Genomic DNA, 18,534 nt, shown 5'->3' on the forward strand with positions numbered 1-18,534 from the left:
GAGAAACTCTAATGTCACGTATCGCTAAATATCCGGTCGAGCTGCCCAAGGGTGTTGAAGCCAACATCCAACAGGACCAGATCACCGTCAAGGGCCCGCTGGGCACCCTGAGCCAGGCGCTGACCGGCGACGTTACCGTCGCCCTGGACAACGGCAAGCTGACGTTTGTGGCCGCCAACGAATCGCGCCATGCCGGCGCCATGTCGGGCACCGTGCGCGCCCTGGTGGCCAACATGGTCACCGGCGTGAGCAAGGGCTTCGAACGCAAGCTGACCCTGGTCGGCGTGGGCTATCGCGCCCAGGTTCAAGGCGATGCCGTCAAGCTGCAGCTGGGCTTCTCGCACGACATCGTGCACAAGCTGCCCGCCGGCGTGAAGGCCGAGTGCCCCACCCAGACGGAAATCGTCATCAAGGGCTCCAACAAGCAAGTCGTCGGTCAGGTGGCCGCTGAACTCCGCGCCTATCGCGAACCCGAACCCTACAAGGGCAAGGGCGTGCGCTATGCGGACGAACGCGTCGTCATCAAAGAAACCAAGAAGAAATAACGGCGCACGCAAGGACGAATCATGGACAAAAAAGTTTCCCGTTTGCGTCGTGCGGTTCCGACCCGCCGGAAAATCTCCGAGTTGCGCGTTCACCGCCTCTCGATTTTCCGCTCGAACCTGCACATCTACGCCAATATCATTTCGCCGGAAGGCGATCGCGTGCTGGTCAGCGCTTCCACGCTGGAACCCGAAGTGCGTGCGCAACTGGCCGGCCAAAGCGGCCAGGGCGGCAACACCGCCGCCGCCACGCTGGTGGGCAAGCGCGTTGCCGAAAAGGCCAAGGCAGCCGGTATCGAACTGGTGGCTTTCGATCGCTCGGGCTTTCGTTACCATGGCCGCGTCAAGGCGCTGGCCGATGCCGCGCGTGAAGCCGGCCTGAAGTTCTAAGCGAGGATCTGTCAAATGGCTAAAGTACAAGGCAAAGGCGCCGCGGAAAAAGAGAACGACGACGGCCTGCGCGAAAAGATGATCGCGGTCAACCGCGTCAGCAAGGTGGTCAAGGGTGGTCGCACCATGAGCTTCGCCGCGCTGACCGTGGTGGGCGACGGCGACGGCCGCATCGGCATGGGCAAGGGCAAGGCGCGCGAAGTGCCGGTGTCCGTCCAGAAGGCCATGGAACAGGCCCGTCGCGGCATGTTCAAGGTGGCCCTGAAGAACGGCACGCTGCACCACACCGTGGTGGGCAAGCATGGCGCTTCCACCGTGCTGATCTCGCCCGCGGCTGAAGGTACCGGCGTGATTGCCGGCGGCCCGATGCGCGCCATCTTCGAAGTGATGGGCGTGCGCAACGTGGTTGCCAAGAGCCTCGGCTCGAGCAATCCCTACAACATGGTCCGTGCCACGCTGAATGGCCTGCGCGCTTCCCTGACTCCGTCGGAAGTCGCTGCCAAGCGCGGCAAGACTGTCGAAGAGATCCTGGGGTAAATCATGGCTCAGAAGCAGATCAAAGTTACCCTCGTGCGCTCGGTGATCGGCACCAAGCAGTCCCATCGCGATACCATTCGCGGCCTGGGCCTGCGCCGCATCAACAGCAGCCGCGTTCTGGTCGACACGCCCGAGGTGCGCGGGATGATCCGCAAGGTGGATTATCTCGTGTCCGTCTCGGAAGCCTAAGGAATCACGATGTCGGATATTCAACTCAATACGCTGAAGCCCGCCGAGGGCGCCAAGCACGCCAAGCGCCGCGTCGGCCGTGGCATCGGCTCGGGCCTGGGTAAAACCGCCGGCCGTGGCCACAAGGGCCAGAAGTCGCGTTCGGGCGGCTTCCACAAGGTTGGCTTCGAAGGCGGCCAGATGCCGCTGCAGCGTCGCCTGCCCAAGCGCGGCTTCACGCCGCTGGGCCAGCACCTGTACGCCGAGGTTCGCCTGTCCGAGCTGCAAGCCCTGCCCGTCGACGAAATCGACGTGCAAGTGCTGAAGGCTGCCGGTGTCGTGGGCCAGGCGGTTCGCTACGCCAAGGTCATCAAGTCGGGTGAACTCTCGCGCAAAGTGACGCTCAAGGGCATCACGGCGACGGCCGGCGCGCGCGCCGCCATCGAAGCCGCGGGCGGCTCGCTTGCCTGATTACGAGGTAACACGTGGCTAACGCACAGGCACTGGGCAAAACCGGAGCGCGATACGGCGACTTGAAGCGCCGCCTCGTGTTCCTGGTGCTCGCCCTGGTGGTTTACCGCTTGGGTACGCACATCCCTGTCCCGGGCATCAACCCGGACGCGCTGGCAGACCTGTTCCGCCAGAACCAGGGCGGGATCCTGGGCCTGTTCAACATGTTCTCGGGCGGCGCCCTGTCGCGCTTTTCGATCTTCGCCCTGGGCATCATGCCGTACATCTCTGCATCGATCATCATGCAGCTGATGTCGGTGGTGGTGCCGTCGCTGGAAGCCCTCAAGAAAGAGGGCGAGGCCGGCCGCCGCAAGATCACCCAATACACCCGCTACGGCACGGTCGTGCTGGCGCTGGTGCAGGCGGTGGGCATTTCGGTGGCGCTGGAGTCCCAGCCGGGCCTGGTGATCGATCCGGGCATGTTGTTCCGCTTCACGACCGTCGTGACCCTGCTGACCGGCACCATGTTCATCATGTGGCTGGGCGAGCAGATCACCGAGCGTGGCCTGGGCAACGGCATCTCGATCCTGATTTTCGCCGGGATCGTGGCGGGCTTGCCCTCGGCGCTGGCCGGGCTGCTCGACCTGGTGCGCACCAACGCGATGTCCGTGCCGTCGGCGCTGTTCATCGTGGCGCTGGTGGTGCTGGTAACCGCTTTCGTGGTGTTCGTGGAGCGCGGACAGCGCAAGATCACGGTCAACTACGCCAAGCGCCAGGTGGGCAACAAGATTTACGGTGGCCAGAGCTCGCACCTGCCCTTGAAGCTGAACATGTCCGGGGTGATTCCGCCGATCTTCGCATCGTCGATCATTCTGTTCCCGGCCACGATCACCAGCTGGTTCTCGACGGGCAACAGCATGCTGTGGCTGCGCGACCTGGCCGCGGCGCTCGAGCCGCGCCAGCCGCTCTACATCACGCTGTACTCGGCTGCGATCATTTTCTTCTGCTTTTTCTATACGGCCCTGGTGTTCAACAGCCGCGAGACTGCAGACAACCTGAAGAAAAGCGGTGCTTTCGTCCCTGGCATCCGCCCGGGCGAGCAGACGGCGCGCTACATCGACAAGATCCTGATGCGCTTGACGCTGGTGGGTGCGCTGTACATCACGTTGGTGTGCCTGTTGCCGGAATTCCTGGTGATGCGCTGGAATGTACCGTTTTATTTTGGTGGCACGTCCTTGTTGATTATCGTGGTGGTGACGATGGACTTCATGGCGCAGGTTCAGGCCTACATGATGTCGCACCAGTACGATTCGCTGCTGAAGAAGGCGAACTTCAAGGGTTCCTCGGGTTTGCCGATGCGATAGCAGAAGAGAATGTCCAAGGACGACGTCATTCAGATGCAAGGCGAGGTTCTCGAGAACCTTCCCAACGCGACTTTTCGCGTCAAGCTCGAAAACGGCCACGTGGTGCTAGGCCATATTTCCGGCAAGATGCGTATGCATTACATCCGGATCTTGCCGGGCGACAAGGTCACTGTGGAGCTCACGCCCTATGACCTGACGCGGGCAAGAATTGTTTTCCGCTCGAAGTGAACGGACCGGATTACGGAAAATTAGGAGTCAACCATGAAAGTAATGGCATCGGTTAAGCGGATCTGCCGCAACTGCAAAGTTATCAAACGTCACGGCGTGGTGCGCGTCATCTGCACCGACCCGCGTCACAAGCAGCGTCAAGGCTAACCCCGGTTAGCGACACGCAACGGATTTATTCAAGGAACAGTCATGGCCCGTATTGCTGGCATTAACATTCCGCCGCAACAGCACGCCGAAATCGGCCTGACCGCCATTTTTGGCATCGGTCGTACGCGCGCTCGCAAGATTTGCGAAGCAGCAAATGTACCCCTTTCCAAAAAGGTCAAGGACCTGACCGACGCTGAACTGGAACGCATCCGCGAACATGTGGGCGTGTTCACGGTCGAGGGTGACCTGCGTCGCGAAGTGCAACTGTCGATCAAGCGCTTGATCGACCTGGGCACGTACCGCGGCATGCGTCACAAGCGCGGTTTGCCCGTGCGCGGCCAGCGCACTCGCACCAACGCCCGCACCCGCAAGGGACCGCGTCGTGCTGCTGCGTCCCTGAAGAAATAATCGAGGAACAGGATTATGGCGAAAGCTTCCACCAGCGGCGCTTCGCGCGTGCGCAAAAAGGTCAAGAAGAACGTCTCGGACGGCATTGCGCACGTTCACGCGTCGTTCAACAACACCATCATCACCATCACCGACCGCCAGGGCAACGCCCTGTCGTGGGCGACTTCGGGTGGCGCGGGCTTCAAGGGCTCGCGCAAATCGACGCCGTTCGCCGCGCAGGTGGCTGCCGAGACCGCCGGCCGCGTCGCGCTGGAATACGGCATCAAGACCCTCGAAGTGCGCATCAAGGGCCCCGGCCCCGGCCGTGAGTCGTCGGTGCGTGCTCTGAATGCCCTGGGCATCAAGATCTCGAGCATTGCCGATATCACGCCCGTGCCGCACAACGGCTGCCGTCCGCCGAAGCGTCGTCGTATCTAAAGGGAATCCACATGGCTCGTTATACTGGACCCAAATGCAAGCTCTCGCGCCGCGAGGGTACCGACCTGTTCCTGAAGAGCGCCCGCCGCTCGCTGGATTCCAAGTGCAAGCTGGATTCCAAGCCTGGCCAGCATGGCCGCACTTCGGGTGCCCGCACTTCCGACTACGGTCTGCAGCTGCGCGAAAAGCAGAAGCTCAAGCGCATGTACGGCGTGCTGGAAAAGCAATTCCGCAAGTACTTCGCTGAAGCCGAGCGCCGCCGTGGCAACACCGGCGAAATGCTGATCCAGCTGCTGGAATCGCGCCTGGACAACGTGGTGTACCGCATGGGCTTCGGCTCGACGCGCGCCGAGGCTCGCCAGCTGGTCAGCCACCGCGCCATCGAAGTCAACGGCCACACCGCCGACATCGCTTCGCTGATCGTGAAGGCCGGCGACGTGATCACCGTGCGCGAAAAGGCCAAGAAGCAAGGCCGTATCCGCGAATCGCTCGACCTGGCCTCCAGCATCGGCATCCCCCAGTGGGTGGAAGTCGACGCCAACAAGATGGCCGGCACGTTCAAGTCGATGCCCGACCGCGCTGACGTCGCCCGCGACATCAACGAATCGATGGTCGTCGAACTGTACTCGCGTTAATCGGTGCAGGCGCGGCCCGCATGGCCGTGCCGCCTGCGTCGGCTACCTGATTGCAGGCTTCGCAACAGCCCGCTTCCGCAATTTCGCGGGGCGGGCTTTGCGGTAAGTAACAAGCGGCGTTTTTGCCGTGCTTTTTCTTGTTTCCATCAGCCTTATCGGTGTAACGAGCCGAGGGTATTGAAAAGGAATACTGTACATGTCCACTCAAGGTTTTCTGAAGCCGCGTTCCATTGAAGTCGAACCGGTCGGCACCCACCACGCCAAGATCGTGATGGAGCCGTTCGAGCGCGGCTACGGCCATACGCTGGGCAACGCCCTGCGCCGCATCCTGCTGTCGTCGATGACGGGGTATGCCCCCACCGAAGTGCAGATGACCGGCGTGGTGCACGAATACTCGACCATTCCCGGTGTGCGCGAAGATGTCGTCGACATCCTGCTGAACCTGAAGGGCGTGGTCTTCAAGCTGCACAACCGCGACGAAGTGACCCTGGTGCTGCGCAAGAATGGCGCCGGCACGGTGCTGGCCAGCGACATCGAGCTGCCGCACGACGTCGAGATCATCAACCCCGACCATGTCATCTGCAACCTGACCGAAGCCGGCAAGGTGGAAATGCAGATCAAGGTCGAGAAGGGCCGCGGCTATGTGCCGGGCAACGTGCGTGCGCTGTCCGAAGACCGCACCCACACCATCGGCCGCATCGTGCTGGACGCTTCGTTCAGCCCCGTGCGCCGTGTCAGCTATGCCGTCGAAAGCGCCCGCGTCGAGCAGCGCACCGACCTGGACAAGCTGGTGCTGGACATCGAAACCAACGGCGTGATCTCGCCCGAGGAAGCCGTGCGCCAGTCGGCCCGCATCCTGATGGACCAGATCTCGGTGTTTGCCGCCCTGGAAGGCGCCGGCGATTCGTACGAAGCCCCGGTGCGCGGTACGCCGCAGATCGACCCCGTGCTGCTGCGCCCGGTCGACGACCTGGAACTGACGGTGCGTTCGGCCAACTGCCTGAAGGCCGAAAACATCTACTACATCGGCGACCTGATCCAGCGCACCGAGAACGAGCTGCTGAAGACCCCGAACCTGGGCCGCAAGTCGCTCAACGAGATCAAGGAAGTGCTGGCCGCACGCGGCCTGACCCTGGGCATGAAGCTGGAGAACTGGCCGCCCCTGGGCCTGGAACGTCCGTAATTTTTACCCCCGTATTCCACCGGACCGCGGCCTGGCAACAGGCCGATAGAAGATCCGGATAACCTGGCGGCGCAAGCGCCGTCTTTAGATTCATAAGGAACTTATCATGCGTCACGGTAATGGTTTGCGTAAGCTCAATCGCACCAGCAGCCACCGTCTTGCCATGTTTCGCAACATGGCCGTTTCGTTGATTACCCACGAAGCGATCAAGACCACGCTGCCCAAGGCGAAGGAACTGCGCCGCGTCGTCGAACCCCTGATTACCCTGGGCAAGGAACCCACTCTGGCGAACAAGCGCCTGGCGTTTGCCCGCCTGCGCGACCGCGCTGCCGTGGTCAAGCTGTTTGCCGAAATCGGCCCGCGCTATGCGGCCCGCAACGGCGGCTACACCCGCGTGCTGAAGATGGGTTTCCGTCAAGGCGACAATGCGCCCATGGCCTACATGGAGCTGGTTGATCGTCCTGAAGTCGAGGAAACCGAGGCTGACAACGCTGCCGAATAACCCGGCCAGTGGATAAGCGCAAGGGCGGGCCTACGGGCCCGCCCTTGTTTTTTGGCGCGGGCGGCGTGTTCAGCTGGCGAGGGCCTGGCGCAGCCGCGCCGCGGTGTCGGCCAGCTGGTCGGCGGGGCATTGCGGCGGCATGATGAACTGCAGGCCCTGCTGGGCGATGTACTGCGTGGACGTGATGTCCTGCGGATGATGCATGGGGATCAGGTGCGCATGCGCGTGGGCCACGTGGATGCCCGTGAACATGAACCCCACGCGTTCGACCTGGTACAGCGTTTTCATGGCGTGCGCCAGCTGCTGGCCCAGCGCCATGATGCGATTGGCCAACGCGGCCGGCAGGTCTTCGAAGTAGGGATGGTGCTGCTTGGGAATGATCAATACATGACCCGGGCGCACCGGCTGGATATCCAGAAAAGCCAGGATCTCGTCGTCTTCGTGGACGACGTGGGCGGGAATCTGGTGCTGGGCGATGCGGCAGAACAGGCAGGTATCCGACATGGCAGAAGGGTCTCGGCGGGAGCGGGCGCGCGGCGCCACGGGCAGTCCCGATAAAATACCTCATAGTCGTGGCCCTGCCGGCCGTTTCCCAGGAGTCGCCATGTCGTCCGACGACGATATCGTATTGATCATCAGCAACGCGCCCGATCTTCTGCTGGCCAAGCGCATTGCCCATGTGCTGGTCGAAGACGGCCTGGCGGCCTGTGTGAACCTTGGCGCGCCCGTCCTGTCCATCTATCGCTGGGAGGGCGAAATCGAAGGGGCCGACGAGATCCCGATGTGGATCAAGACCACCGCCGGTCGCCAGCAGGCCGTGGTGCAGGCGCTGGCCCGATTGCACCCGTACGAGGTTCCCGAAATTATTGTCGTGCCCGTCATAGGCGGCAGCGCGCCCTACCTGGACTGGGTGCGCGCGCAGGCAAATGGCGAAGCGGCGCATTAGCGTCCGCACAGGCCCCCGGGCCGGCCGCAACAAAGAGAAAAACTCAATGCATCAGTTCCTGGTTCGTGCGCGGCCCGCCTGGCGGGCCTGGTTGTTGGGCTGCCTGGCCCTGCTGGCATGGGCCGCGCTGGCCTGGCGCCCGGCCGCCGCGTTGACCGAAGCCGATTTCCTGCCGCCCGAGCAGGCCTTTGTTTTCAGCGCCGCCATGGCCGGGCCTGGCACCGTGGAGCTGCGGTACCGCATCGCGCCCGGTTATTACATGTACCGCGAACGCTTCGGGCTGTCGATCAGCCCGCTGGGCGCCGCCAAGCTGGGCGCGCCCGCGTATCCCCAGGGCGACGTCAAGTACGACCCCACCTTCGAGAAGAACATGGAGGTGTACCACCAGCAGGTGTCGATCGCCGTGCCGGTGGCCGGTCAGCAGCCCTTTACCCTTACCGTTACCAGCCAGGGCTGCGCCGATGCGGGCCTGTGTTATCCGCCGGCCGACCATACCGTCAAGCTGGTGCCCGTGGCGGGCGGCTACGCCGTCGATGGCGCGCCGGCGGGCGCCGATGCCGGCGGGGCGGCCGCGGCCCCGGGCGCTTCAGGCGCCGCCACCGGGCTGGGCTCGCTGCTGGCCGCGGGCGACCTCGGGCTGGCCGACGCCATTGGCGGGCTGGGCTGGCTCAAGACCGCGGGTGTGTTCTGGGTGCTGGGGCTGTTGCTGGCGTTCACGCCCTGCGTGCTGCCCATGATTCCCATCCTGTCGTCCATCGTGGTGGGGGGTGCGGGCGGCGCGCGCCCCGGCCGCTGGCGCGGCCTGGGGCTGGCGGCCGCCTATGTGCTGGGCATGTCGGTGGTCTACACCGCGCTGGGCGTGGCCGCCGGCCTGAGCGGCGCCGGCCTGGCCGCCTGGCTGCAGACGCCGTGGGTGCTGGCGGCCTTTGCCGCCGTGCTGGCGGTGCTGGCGCTGGCCACCTTCGGCGCTTTTGATTTCCAGATGCCGGGCTCGGTACAAGGCTGGCTGGCGGCCCGCTCGGCGGGCATTCCCGGCGGCCGCGCCACCGGCGCGCTGGCCATGGGCGCGGTTTCGGCGCTGATTCTGGGGCCTTGCGTGGCGGCGCCGCTGGCGGGCGCGCTGCTGTATATCTCGCAAACGGGCGACGTGGTGCTGGGCGGGGCGGCGCTGTTCGCCATGGCCTGGGGCATGGGCGTGCCGCTGCTGGTGGTGGGGGCCTCGTCGGGCGCCCTGCTGCCCAAGGCGGGGCCGTGGATGGACGGCGTCAAGCGCCTGTTCGGCATGCTGCTGCTGGCCACCGCCTGGTGGATGCTGATCCCCATTATGCCTACCTGGCTGCAAATGGCGGGCTGGGCCTTCCTGGCCATTGTGGCGGCGGTGATGCTGCGCGCCTTCGATGCCCTGCCCGCTGGCGCGGGCGCGCCGCGCATGTTCGCCAAGGGCCTGGGCCTGCTGCTGGCGCTGGCCGGGGTGGTATGGCTGGTGGGCGCGGCCAGCGGCGGGCGCGATGTGCTGCAGCCGCTGTCGCATCTGGCGCAGCGTGGCGGCGGGCCGGCGCCGCTGGCGTCCGCCGGTCCGGTGGAATTCAAGCGCGTGCGCACCAGCGCCGAGCTGGATGCCCTGCTGGCGCAGAGCACGCAGCCCGTGATGCTGGATTTCTATGCCGATTGGTGCGTGTCGTGCCGCGAAATGGAGCGCTTCACGTTTTCCGATCCGGCCGTGGCGGGCCGGATGTCGCGCATGCTGCTGCTGCAGGCCGACGTCACGGCGAACAATGCCGATGACCGCGAATTGCTCAAGCGCTTCCGGCTGTTCGGCCCGCCGGGCATCCTGTTTTTCGAGCCGGGCGGGGCGCCCATCGCCGATGCGCGCGTGATCGGCTTCCAGGATGCGCCGCGCTTTGCCGCGGTGCTCGACCGCGTGCTGGCGCGCTAGTTCTGCCGCCTTTGCGTAAAGGTTTCGCGCCAGGCCGCCGGGAATCTGGCTTCGCAGGCGCCAGATTCCGAAGCGGGCAGCGGCTGTCTCAACGGTACGGTGTCAGGCACCTGCGGAGCCTGACACCTGGCTATACCTGGCTGGCTGCCCAGCCTACTGCTGCTTGAGCAGTTTGGCCGCTTCGACGGCGAAGTAGGTCAGGATGCCGTCGGCGCCGGCGCGCTTGAAGCCCAGCAGCGCTTCCATCATGACCTTGTCGTGGTCCAGCCAGCCGTTGGCGGCGGCGGCCTTGATCATGGCGTATTCGCCGCTGACCTGGTAGGCAAAGGTGGGCACCCGGAATGCGTCCTTGACCCGCCGCAGCACGTCCAGGTAGGGCATGCCGGGCTTGACCATGACCATGTCGGCGCCTTCTTGCAGGTCGGCCGCCACTTCGCGCAGGGCTTCGTCCAGGTTGCCCGGATCCATCTGGTAGGCCATTTTGTTGGACTTGCCCAGGTTCGAGGCCGAACCCACGGCGTCGCGGAACGGGCCGTAGAACGCGCTGGCGTACTTGGCCGAGTAGGCCATGATGCGGGTATGGATGTGCTGGTCGGCCTCGAGCGCCTGGCGGATGGCGCCGATGCGGCCGTCCATCATGTCGCTGGGCGCCACGATGTCGACGCCGGCGCCGGCCTGCACCAGGGCCTGGCGGATCAGGATCTGCACCGTGGGCTCGTTGAGCACATAGCCGTCTTCGTCGATGACGCCATCCTGGCCGTGGCTGGTGTACGGGTCGAGCGCCACGTCGGTCAGCACGCCCAGCTGGGGAAAGCGCTGTTTCAGGGCGGCGACCACGCGCGGGATCAGGCCGTCGGGGTTGGCGGCCTCGGCGCCGTCGGGCGTCTTGAGCGACGGGTCGATGACCGGGAACAGCGCCATCACCGGAATGCCCAGCGCCACGCATTCTTCGGCGGCCGCCAGCAGAGTGTCGGGCGAATAGCGCACCACCCCGGGCAACGAAGGCACCGGCTGCTTCAGGCCGCTGCCTTCGGCCACGAACACCGGGTAGATGAAGTCGTTGACGGTAAGGGTGTGCTCGCGCACCAGGCGGCGGGTGAAGTCGTCGCGGCGCAGCCGGCGCGGGCGCGATACGGGAAACGCGGGGGAAATGATTTGGTGACTCATGGCACTACCTTGGGAGAAATCCAGTTCTCGATGTATTGGGTGGCTTCGGCCAGCCCGATGCGTTCGGTGGCCGAGAAGGGCACGGTGTGCAGCGCGCCGATGTCGGCCAGGTCTTTGCGCACAGCGAATACGGTGCGCTGGCGCTGCCCATAAGGCAGCTTGTCGGCCTTGGTCAGCAGGGCCAGCACCGGGCGGCCGGTGGGGGCGATGAAATCGGCCAGGCGGCGGTCGAGGTCGGTGACGCCGCGGCGGATGTCGATGATGAGCACGATGCCCGCCAGCGACGAGCGGTCGCGCAGGTATCCGCCCAGGACATCGGCCCACTTTTCCTTTTCTTTGTAGGCCACCGAGGCATAGCCGTAGCCGGGCAGGTCGACCAGGAAGCCCAGCGGCTGTTCGGGCGCCAGGGGGTCGGGCAGGCCGAACAGGTTGATCAGGCGGGTGCGCCCGGGCGTCTTGCTGGAAAAGGCCAGGCGGCGCTGGTTGCACAGCACGTTGATGGCCGAGGACTTGCCGGCATTGGAGCGGCCCACGAAGCAGACTTCGGGCGCGCCGGGGGCGGGCAGCTGATCCAGGCGGGCTGCCGAGACAAAGAAAGAGGCGCGATGCAGAAGGGACACGAGGGGGCCGATACGGTTGGTTGCGAACCCTATTGTATAATCGTGCGTTTGCAACAGTGGTCCCCCTGCATTGCGCTGGCTTTTTCCGTCTGTTGAAGACGCCGATTTGACAGTGCTGACGGCCCAGGGCGAACGTATGTTCGATCAGGCATGGCATGGGGCAGGCATGGGGCGCTTTGGCGCCTTGATCGAGATCCGATCGTCGAGGTTTTCAATGAAGCGTGTGCTGTCCCGGATGTTGGTAGCAAGCGGGCTGATGCTCGGTGCGTCCGTAATCTCTTCCAGTTTCGCTGCCGAAGGCGCCGCGGCGCCGGCCAAGCCTGACGCGACCAAGGGTGCGCAACTCTTTGACCAGGGCGATGCCTCGCGCGGCATCGTGGCCTGTGCGTCCTGTCATGGCGCGGCGGGCAACAGCACCATTCCCGTCAATCCCAACCTGGCCGCCCAGCCCCACGAATACCTGGCCAAGCAGCTGGCCGACTTCCAGACCAAGCAGGGCGCCGACAAGCCGGCGCGCAACGGCGCGGGCGGCAATCCCACCCCCATGACCGCCATGGCGCAGAACCTGACGCCCCAAGATATCAGCAACGTGGCGCTGTACCTGGCGCAGCAGCCGCTCAAGCAGCCCGCCACCGCCGGCCACGAAGACTTGGTCGAGCTGGGCCGCAAGATCTGGCGCGGCGGCCTGCCCGAGCGCAACGTGCCGGCCTGCGCGTCGTGCCACTCGGCCAACGGCGCCGGCCTGCCGGCCCAGTACCCGCGCCTGGCCGGGCAATTCCCCGCGTACATCGAAGAACAGCTGAAGCTGTTCCGCAGCGGCGACCGCGCCAACAACCCGGTCATGCAGGAAATCGCCGACCGCATGTCGGACGCCGATATCAAGGCCGTGGCCGACTACGCCGCGGGCCTGCGCTAGGCGCCGGCCCGATCCGCGCGCGGCCGGCCCGCGCAGCAATACAGGCGCCGGCCCGGAACCGGATTCCGGGGGCGCTGTCCATAAGGGGGGAAGCCGGTAACGCGGCCCCCCTTTTTTTCATGAACTCGACCTCCCCGCCCTCTCGCCCCCTGCGCAGCCTGCCAAGCGACCTTTTCGAGTTGCTGGGCTCGATGCGGTTTGCCGTGAGCCTGCTGATGTTCATCTGCGTGGCCAGCGTGCTGGGCACGGTGCTGGTGCAGAATCGATCATCCAGCACCTATATCGACCAATTCGGCCCCTTCTGGTTCGAAGTGTTCGACAAGTTCTCGATCTGGCACGTTTACAACAGCTGGTGGTTCCTGGCGATCATGGGCTTCCTGGTGGTGTCGACCAGCCTGTGCCTGATCCGCAATACGCCCAAGATGCTGCGCGATGCCCGCTCGTTCCGCGAACATGTGCGGGCCAGCAGCCTGCAGGCCTTTCCGCACCGGGTCGAAGTCCGCGACGCGTCGCCGGTGGACGAGGCCGCGGGGGGCATCAAGGGGCTGCTGACCGGGCTGGGCTACGCGGTGCGCGAGCGCCGCGACGGCGATGGCGTGATGCTGGCGGCCAAGAAAGGCAGCGCCAACCGGCTGGGCTACATCTGTGCGCACTCGGCCATGGTGATCATCTGCCTGGGCGGCCTGCTCGACAGTGAACTGGCGGTGCGCCTGCAGGTTCTGCTGGCGGGCAAGAAGCCCATTGTCGAAAACATGCTGATCTCGCAGGTGCCGGCCAGCGGCCGGCTGTCGGTGGCCAACCCCAGCTTCCGCGCCAGCGTGCTGGTGCCCGAGGGCGGGCAGGCCAGCACGGCGGTGGTGATGGTGGGCGATGGCGCGCTGGTGCAGCCCCTGCCGTTCACCCTGAAACTGAAGAAATTCCTGATCGACTACTACTCCACCGGCATGCCCAGCCGGTTCGCCAGCGAAGTGGAAGTTACCGACCCCGACACGGGCAAGACGTTCGAATCCACCATCGAGGTCAACGAGCCGCTGCGCTACAAGGGCGTGACGGTGTATCAGTCCAGTTTCGATGACGGCGGCAGCAGTGTCAGCCTGAGGGGCTATCCGCTGGTGGGCACCAGCGGCGCCACTTTCGACGTCGAAGGCACCGTGGGCAAGTCCACCGAAATTACCGCGCGCGGCGCCGACGGCGGCGCCCGCAGCATGGCGGTCGACATCACGGCGCTGCGGCCCATCAATGTGGAAGACCTGACAGGCGGCACGCCGCGGGGCAACACCCTGACGCTGGGCGAGCATGTGGCCGCGGTGTCCGGCAGCGCGGCCGGCAAGAAGAACGAGAACCTGCGCAACGTGGGCCCCAGCGTCGAATACCGGCTGGTCGACCAGGCCGGTCAGGCCCATGAATTCATGAATTACATGCTGCCGGTGCAGCTGGATGGCGCCGCCGTGTTCCTGGCGGGCGTGCGCAACAACCCCGCCGAGAGCTTCCGGTATTTGCGCATTCCCGCCGACGCCGACAGTTCGCTGGCCGAATTCATGCAGCTGCGCGCCACCCTGGCCGATCCGGCCGCGCGCCGCGAAGCCGCGCGGCGCTTTGCCGAACGCAATAGCTCGGTGCAGGCCGAGCGCCAGTCGCTGCAGACCGCGGCCGAGCGCGCCCTGGACACTTTTTCCAAGGGCGGGCTGCAGGCCATCGCCGATTTCCTGCAGGCGAACACGCCGCCCGCCGACCTGGAGCGCGCGGCCGACGTTGTGATCCGCCTGATTGGCGTGTCCATGGCCGAATTGCGCGATGTCGCGCGCGAGCGCGCCGGGCTGCCGCCCCTGCCCGACCAGGGCCCCGAGGCCGAGCGCGCGGCGCAGTGGTCGCGCCTGGCGGTGGCGGCGCTGTCCGACTTGAATGTCTATCCAGCCCCGGTTTTCCTGACGCTGAGCAATTTCAAGCATGTGCAGGCCAGCGTGTTCCAGGTCAGCCGCACCCCCGGCAAGACCGCGGTGTATATCGGCTGCCTGCTGCTGGTGCTGGGCGTATTTTCGATGTTCTATATCCGCGACCGGCGCGTATGGGTATGGATCAAGCCGGCTGCCGATGGCGCGGGCAGCGATGTCCAGGCCGCGATGACTTCGCAGAAGCGTACACTGGACTTTCATCATGAGTTCGAGCGCTTCAAGCAGGCCTTGTCGCGCCGGAACAGGCCCTGAGGTTTTTCATGTCCGCCAGCACTTCTTCCCATTCGTCCGATGCCTTGTGGCAGCCGGCCCTGTCGCCTACCGGCGATGCGCGCGCGCAGCGCGGCCGCCCCGACTGGACTGACATCGTCTTCTTTCTGCTGCTGACGGCGGGCGCCGGTTATGCGCTGACCGGCTACGGCAGCGCCATGGACTACTACGAGAAGATCATCCTGTGCGGCGCGGTGTTCGTGCTGACCTGGCTGGGCTGGCTGTGGCGGCCCCTGCGGCGCCTGATGATCGCCTGTGCCCTGGCGGCCGGCCTGGCGCTGCTGCTGTACCAGAACGACCTGGCGCGCGCCGAACAGGTGTTTTTCCTGAAATACCTGTTTTCGTCGCAATCGGCCATTTTGTGGATGAGCGCGCTGTTCATCCTGGCCACGGTCTGCTACTGGATCGGCATTTTCAGCCCGACCGCGGCCTGGCTGGGCACCGCCCTGACCTGGGGCGCGGTGTTCGCCGGCGTGACCGGCATGCTGGTGCGCTGGCGCGAAGGCCACCTGATGGGCCCCGACCTGGGCCATATTCCGGTCAGCAACCTGTACGAAGTCTTCGTGCTGTTCTCGCTGATCACGGCGCTGTTCTACCTGTACTACGAACGCAAGTACGCCACGCGCGCGCTGGGCGGCTTCGTGCTGCTGGTGATTTCGTCGGCCACGGTGTTTTTGCTGTGGTACGCCTTCACGCGCGACGCGGCCCAGATCCAGCCCCTGGTGCCGGCCCTGAAAAGCTGGTGGATGAAGCTGCACGTGCCGGCCAATTTCATCGGCTACGGCACTTTCTCGCTGTCGGCCATGGTGGGGTTCGCCTACCTGATCAAGCAGCACGGCACCACGACTTCATGGGTCCGGCTGGCGCCGCTGTTCGTGCTGGGCGTGCTGCTGTGCGTCGAGCCCATGGTGTTCCGCACCGACGGCCTGTCGGCCACCTGGATGATCTACTTCGGCGTGGGCGTGGTCATCGTGGGCGGCATCCTGCTGGGGCGCCGCCGCATCGCCCAGGCGCTGCCGTCGCTGGAAGTGCTGGACGACATCATGTACCGGGCCATTGCCGTCGGCTTCGCGTTCTTCACGGTGGCCACCATTTTGGGGGCGCTGTGGGCCGCCGACGCCTGGGGCGCCTACTGGCAGTGGGACCCTAAAGAAACCTGGGCGCTGATCGTGTGGCTGAACTACGCCGCATGGCTGCACATGCGGCTGATGAAAGGCCTGCGGGGGCACCTGGCGGCCTATTGGGCGCTGGTGGGGCTGCTGGTGACCGGATTTGCGTTCCTGGGCGTCAATATGTTCCTGTCGGGGCTGCATTCGTACGGGGAGCTGTAAGCGGCCCCGTTTCCCGGATGAGTTTTTCTTCTGGCGTCTGCGCGCGGTGGCGTGAGCGCCTTGGCTTCACGGCGCCGTCCGGGCGCCCCGCACGGCCGTGATTGCCATTCGGCTCGCGATTTACCGGTGCCGTGCTTTTCCGGGTGTTGCCAGGTGTCAGGCTCCGCCAGGTGCCTGACACCGAAGTAAGCCGCAGCCGTCTCAGTCGTACGGTGTCCGACACCCTGCGGGAGTCAGACACCTGGGCTGACACCTGGTCTGAGGCGTATGTCTTTCACAGCCTTGGCGAGCCGCCACACGAATGGCCCACGGCGGCGCGCTGGGCGGCGCCGTGGGCCGGCCCTGCGCGATTTTCTTTCTTGAGGCCGACGCTTCGCCAGCATGCAAGAACGCAGCCCGTCCCGGCAATGCGGCGACCGATATTCACCGTGAGTCTGCGCGGGGTGGCGTGAGCGCCGCGGCGCCTCGGGGCCGGGCCCGGGCGCGCGGGGCGCCCGGACGGCACCGTGAAGCCAAGGCGTTCACGCCACCCCGCGCAGACGCCAGAAGAACACCTATTCGATCCGAAATACGCCGAATCGCGCCCCGCCTTCAGGGCAGCGTCGACTCCCCCCGCAGCAGGTCCTCGAGGCTTTCGCGCTGGCGCACGATGTAGTGGCGGCTGCCGTCGACCATGACTTCGGCCGCGCGCGCCCGGGTGTTGTAGTTGCTGGCCATGACCATGGCGTAGGCGCCGGCCGATTCCAGGGCCAGCACGTCGCCTGCCTGCAGCGCCAGCTTGCGCTGGCGGGCCAGCCAGTCGGCGCTTTCGCACACCGGGCCGACGATGTCGTATTCGGTGGCGGCGCCGTCGCGCGGCGCCACCGGCTGCACGCCGTGGTAGGCGTCGTACAGGGCCGGGCGCAGCAGGTCGTTCATGGCGGCGTCGACGATGGCGAAATTGCGCGCCTGCGCGTGCTTCAGGTATTGCACCGTGGTCAGCAGCACGCCGGCGTTGCCCACCAGCGAACGGCCGGGTTCCAGCACCAGGTGCAGGTGCGCCAGGCCGCGCGCCTGCAGCCGTTCGAATACCTGGTCGAGCAGCGCCTTGGGCGACGGCGGCACTTCGTCGGTATAGCGGATGCCCAGGCCTCCGCCCAGGTCGAGGTGCTGGATGGCGATGCCCGCGGCGTCGAGCCGCTGGATCAGGTCGAGCAGCTTTTCGAGTGCATCGAAATAGGGGCTGATGTCGGTAAGCTGCGAGCCGATGTGGCAGTCGACGCCGACGATTTCGAGCCCCGGCAGCGAGGCGGCGGTGCGATAGGCGTCGAGCGCGGATTCGATGGCGATGCCGAACTTGTTTTCTTTCAGGCCCGTGGAAATGTATGGGTGGGTTTGCGCATCGACATCGGGATTGACGCGCAGCGATACCCGCGCCCGCCGCCCCATGGACTGCGCCACGTCGGACAGGCACTGCAGTTCGGCCTGCGATTCGACGTTGAAGCATTTGACGTCGGCTTCCAGGGCGGCGCGCATTTCCCAGGCCTGCTTGCCCACGCCCGAGAACACCACCTTGGCCGGGTCGCCGCCGGCGGCCAGCACGCGCTTGAGCTCGCCGCCCGAAACAATGTCGAAGCCGGCGCCGAGGCGGGCGAATTCTTTCAGCACGGCCAGGTTCGAGTTGGCTTTCATGCCGTAGCAGACCAGCACCGGGCGGGCGCCGATGGCGTCGCTGTACGAGCGCCAGGCCTGGGCCAGCGCCGCGCGCGAATAGACGTACAGCGGCGTGCCGAGCTGGCTGGCCAGGGTGTCGAGCGCAACGCCCTCGGCATGCAGGATGCCGTTCTGGTAATGGAAATGCGGATGGCCGGCCAGGCCGGGCCGCGTGGAATTCGGGGAAGTCATGGAAGCGTGACGGGGGAGGGGATTTTGGGCGGGTCGGGGTACTCTGGCCCTGACTGGCCGGGCTGCGGCGGCAGGTACAGCGGGCCCTTGTAGCCGCAGGCGGCGACCAGGCCGGTCGCGGCAAGCGTGGCTACAATGCGTAAGACCATGCGGCTGCGTGCCAAATGGAACACTCGAAACTCCGTAATTCTTGCAGGTTCGATTATGACTGAAACCGAATTCCTTGCGTTGGTCGACCAAGTACTGGACAGCATCGAAAGCCAGGCCGACGACTGGGCGGCCTCGCAGGACGTCGATATCGAGACCAGCCGCAGCGGCAACGTGCTGACGCTGGTTTTCGAAGACGGCACCCACGTGGTCGTCAACAGCCAGGCCGCCATGCAAGAGATCTGGCTTGCCGCCCGCAGCGGCGGGTTCCACTATCGCTATGACGGCCAGCACTGGAACGACACCCGGGGCGGCCCGCCGCTGCCCGACGCGCTGTCGCAGATCTGCTCTGAAGCCGCCGGCGTGCCGGTGGCCGTGCGGCTGTAACCGCGGG

General features: G+C 65.5%; 24 protein-coding genes. 19 read left to right on the plus strand and 5 right to left on the minus strand.

Going from position 1 to position 18,534, the window contains the following annotated elements; translation table 11 throughout:
• Positions 1 to 11 precede the first annotated feature (11 nt).
• From rplF to rplQ, 13 genes are all read left to right on the plus strand, one after another.
• Positions 12 to 545, plus strand: coding sequence for a 50S ribosomal protein L6 (rplF, locus tag J2P76_RS05140; protein WP_012251754.1), 534 nt, complete (start codon positions 12 to 14; stop codon positions 543 to 545).
• A 21-nt stretch (positions 546 to 566) separates the two neighbouring features.
• Positions 567 to 932 (plus strand): 50S ribosomal protein L18, encoded by a 366-nt coding sequence (gene rplR / locus J2P76_RS05145; RefSeq protein WP_012251753.1) that lies wholly within the window; start codon positions 567 to 569, stop codon positions 930 to 932.
• Between the two features lie 15 nt (positions 933 to 947).
• Positions 948 to 1,469, plus strand: coding sequence for a 30S ribosomal protein S5 (rpsE, locus tag J2P76_RS05150; RefSeq protein WP_012251752.1), 522 nt, complete (start codon positions 948 to 950; stop codon positions 1,467 to 1,469).
• A gap of 3 nt (positions 1,470 to 1,472) precedes the next feature.
• Positions 1,473 to 1,658: a 50S ribosomal protein L30 gene (gene rpmD / locus J2P76_RS05155; protein WP_028355429.1), complete on the plus strand. Its 186-nt coding sequence runs from the start codon at positions 1,473 to 1,475 to the stop codon at positions 1,656 to 1,658.
• A gap of 9 nt (positions 1,659 to 1,667) precedes the next feature.
• Positions 1,668 to 2,108: a 50S ribosomal protein L15 gene (rplO, locus tag J2P76_RS05160; protein WP_207404976.1), complete on the plus strand. Its 441-nt coding sequence runs from the start codon at positions 1,668 to 1,670 to the stop codon at positions 2,106 to 2,108.
• A gap of 14 nt (positions 2,109 to 2,122) precedes the next feature.
• Positions 2,123 to 3,451, plus strand: coding sequence for a preprotein translocase subunit SecY (gene secY, locus J2P76_RS05165; RefSeq protein WP_207404978.1), 1,329 nt, complete (start codon positions 2,123 to 2,125; stop codon positions 3,449 to 3,451).
• 9 nt (positions 3,452 to 3,460) lie between these two features.
• The gene (gene infA / locus J2P76_RS05170; protein WP_003806927.1) at positions 3,461 to 3,679 is read left to right on the plus strand and encodes a translation initiation factor IF-1; all 219 of its coding nucleotides are present in this window, start codon (positions 3,461 to 3,463) and stop codon (positions 3,677 to 3,679) included.
• 33 nt (positions 3,680 to 3,712) lie between these two features.
• Entirely contained in the window at positions 3,713 to 3,826 is a 114-nt protein-coding gene (gene rpmJ / locus J2P76_RS05175) for a 50S ribosomal protein L36 (protein ID WP_003806928.1), read from the plus strand.
• A gap of 42 nt (positions 3,827 to 3,868) precedes the next feature.
• A complete protein-coding gene (rpsM, locus tag J2P76_RS05180; protein ID WP_012251748.1) occupies positions 3,869 to 4,234 on the plus strand; it encodes a 30S ribosomal protein S13 in 366 nt (121 codons plus the stop codon).
• Positions 4,235 to 4,249: 15 nt separating this feature from the next.
• Positions 4,250 to 4,651 carry a 30S ribosomal protein S11 gene (gene rpsK, locus J2P76_RS05185; RefSeq protein WP_006216516.1) on the plus strand — a complete coding sequence of 134 codons (402 nt, stop codon included), beginning with the start codon at positions 4,250 to 4,252 and terminating at the stop codon, positions 4,649 to 4,651.
• Positions 4,652 to 4,662: 11 nt separating this feature from the next.
• Positions 4,663 to 5,286 carry a 30S ribosomal protein S4 gene (gene rpsD / locus J2P76_RS05190; protein WP_207404980.1) on the plus strand — a complete coding sequence of 208 codons (624 nt, stop codon included), beginning with the start codon at positions 4,663 to 4,665 and terminating at the stop codon, positions 5,284 to 5,286.
• Positions 5,287 to 5,482: 196 nt separating this feature from the next.
• Positions 5,483 to 6,469 (plus strand): DNA-directed RNA polymerase subunit alpha, encoded by a 987-nt coding sequence (locus J2P76_RS05195; protein ID WP_207404982.1) that lies wholly within the window; start codon positions 5,483 to 5,485, stop codon positions 6,467 to 6,469.
• A gap of 106 nt (positions 6,470 to 6,575) precedes the next feature.
• Entirely contained in the window at positions 6,576 to 6,971 is a 396-nt protein-coding gene (rplQ, locus tag J2P76_RS05200; protein WP_012251745.1) for a 50S ribosomal protein L17, read from the plus strand.
• A 69-nt stretch (positions 6,972 to 7,040) separates the two neighbouring features.
• Here rplQ and J2P76_RS05205 read toward each other — a convergent pair whose 3' ends face one another.
• Positions 7,041 to 7,475 carry an HIT family protein gene (locus J2P76_RS05205; RefSeq protein WP_207404984.1) on the minus strand — a complete coding sequence of 145 codons (435 nt, stop codon included), beginning with the start codon at positions 7,473 to 7,475 and terminating at the stop codon, positions 7,041 to 7,043.
• A 100-nt stretch (positions 7,476 to 7,575) separates the two neighbouring features.
• Here J2P76_RS05205 and cutA point away from each other — a divergent pair, with 100 nt between their 5' ends.
• Together cutA and dsbD are read left to right on the plus strand one after the other, a co-directional pair.
• The gene (cutA, locus tag J2P76_RS05210; RefSeq protein WP_207404986.1) at positions 7,576 to 7,917 is read left to right on the plus strand and encodes a divalent-cation tolerance protein CutA; all 342 of its coding nucleotides are present in this window, start codon (positions 7,576 to 7,578) and stop codon (positions 7,915 to 7,917) included.
• Between the two features lie 46 nt (positions 7,918 to 7,963).
• Positions 7,964 to 9,853 carry a protein-disulfide reductase DsbD gene (gene dsbD / locus J2P76_RS05215; protein WP_242697297.1) on the plus strand — a complete coding sequence of 630 codons (1,890 nt, stop codon included), beginning with the start codon at positions 7,964 to 7,966 and terminating at the stop codon, positions 9,851 to 9,853.
• A gap of 153 nt (positions 9,854 to 10,006) precedes the next feature.
• On the opposite strand, the gene hemB is transcribed toward dsbD, so the two are convergent.
• Positions 10,007 to 11,020: a porphobilinogen synthase gene (gene hemB / locus J2P76_RS05220; RefSeq protein ID WP_207404990.1), complete on the minus strand. Its 1,014-nt coding sequence runs from the start codon at positions 11,018 to 11,020 to the stop codon at positions 10,007 to 10,009.
• Positions 11,017 to 11,640: a ribosome biogenesis GTP-binding protein YihA/YsxC gene (gene yihA, locus J2P76_RS05225; RefSeq protein WP_207404992.1), complete on the minus strand. Its 624-nt coding sequence runs from the start codon at positions 11,638 to 11,640 to the stop codon at positions 11,017 to 11,019. Before yihA ends, hemB begins: the two co-directional genes overlap by 4 nt.
• A 214-nt stretch (positions 11,641 to 11,854) precedes the next feature.
• On the opposite strand from yihA, the gene J2P76_RS05230 reads away from it, so the two are divergent.
• The 3 genes from J2P76_RS05230 (at position 11,855) to ccsB (ending at position 16,109) form a co-directional block, all read left to right on the plus strand.
• Complete coding sequence (locus J2P76_RS05230) at positions 11,855 to 12,556, plus strand: c-type cytochrome (RefSeq protein ID WP_207404994.1); 702 nt, start codon at positions 11,855 to 11,857, stop codon at positions 12,554 to 12,556.
• Between the two features lie 119 nt (positions 12,557 to 12,675).
• A complete protein-coding gene (locus tag J2P76_RS05235) occupies positions 12,676 to 14,760 on the plus strand; it encodes a cytochrome c biogenesis protein ResB (protein ID WP_207404996.1) in 2,085 nt (694 codons plus the stop codon).
• Between the two features lie 8 nt (positions 14,761 to 14,768).
• On the plus strand, positions 14,769 to 16,109 hold the full coding sequence (ccsB, locus tag J2P76_RS05240; protein ID WP_207404998.1) for a c-type cytochrome biogenesis protein CcsB: 1,341 nt from the start codon (positions 14,769 to 14,771) through the stop codon (positions 16,107 to 16,109).
• A gap of 591 nt (positions 16,110 to 16,700) precedes the next feature.
• Here the strand turns inward: ccsB and lysA are convergent.
• Positions 16,701 to 17,993, minus strand: coding sequence for a diaminopimelate decarboxylase (lysA, locus tag J2P76_RS05245; protein ID WP_207405000.1), 1,293 nt, complete (start codon positions 17,991 to 17,993; stop codon positions 16,701 to 16,703).
• Positions 17,990 to 18,247: an LPS translocon maturation chaperone LptM gene (lptM, locus tag J2P76_RS23825; protein ID WP_431603378.1), complete on the minus strand. Its 258-nt coding sequence runs from the start codon at positions 18,245 to 18,247 to the stop codon at positions 17,990 to 17,992. Before lptM ends, lysA begins: the two co-directional genes overlap by 4 nt.
• On the opposite strand from lptM, the gene cyaY reads away from it, so the two are divergent.
• Positions 18,198 to 18,527 (plus strand): iron donor protein CyaY, encoded by a 330-nt coding sequence (cyaY, locus tag J2P76_RS05255; RefSeq protein ID WP_207405004.1) that lies wholly within the window; start codon positions 18,198 to 18,200, stop codon positions 18,525 to 18,527. The two genes, lptM and cyaY, sit on opposite strands and share 50 nt — an antisense overlap.
• Positions 18,528 to 18,534 lie beyond the last annotated feature (7 nt).

Origin of the sequence: Bordetella petrii, assembly GCF_017356245.1 — a bacterium.
Lineage (GTDB): Bacteria > Pseudomonadota > Gammaproteobacteria > Burkholderiales > Burkholderiaceae_B > Bordetella_A > Bordetella_A petrii_D.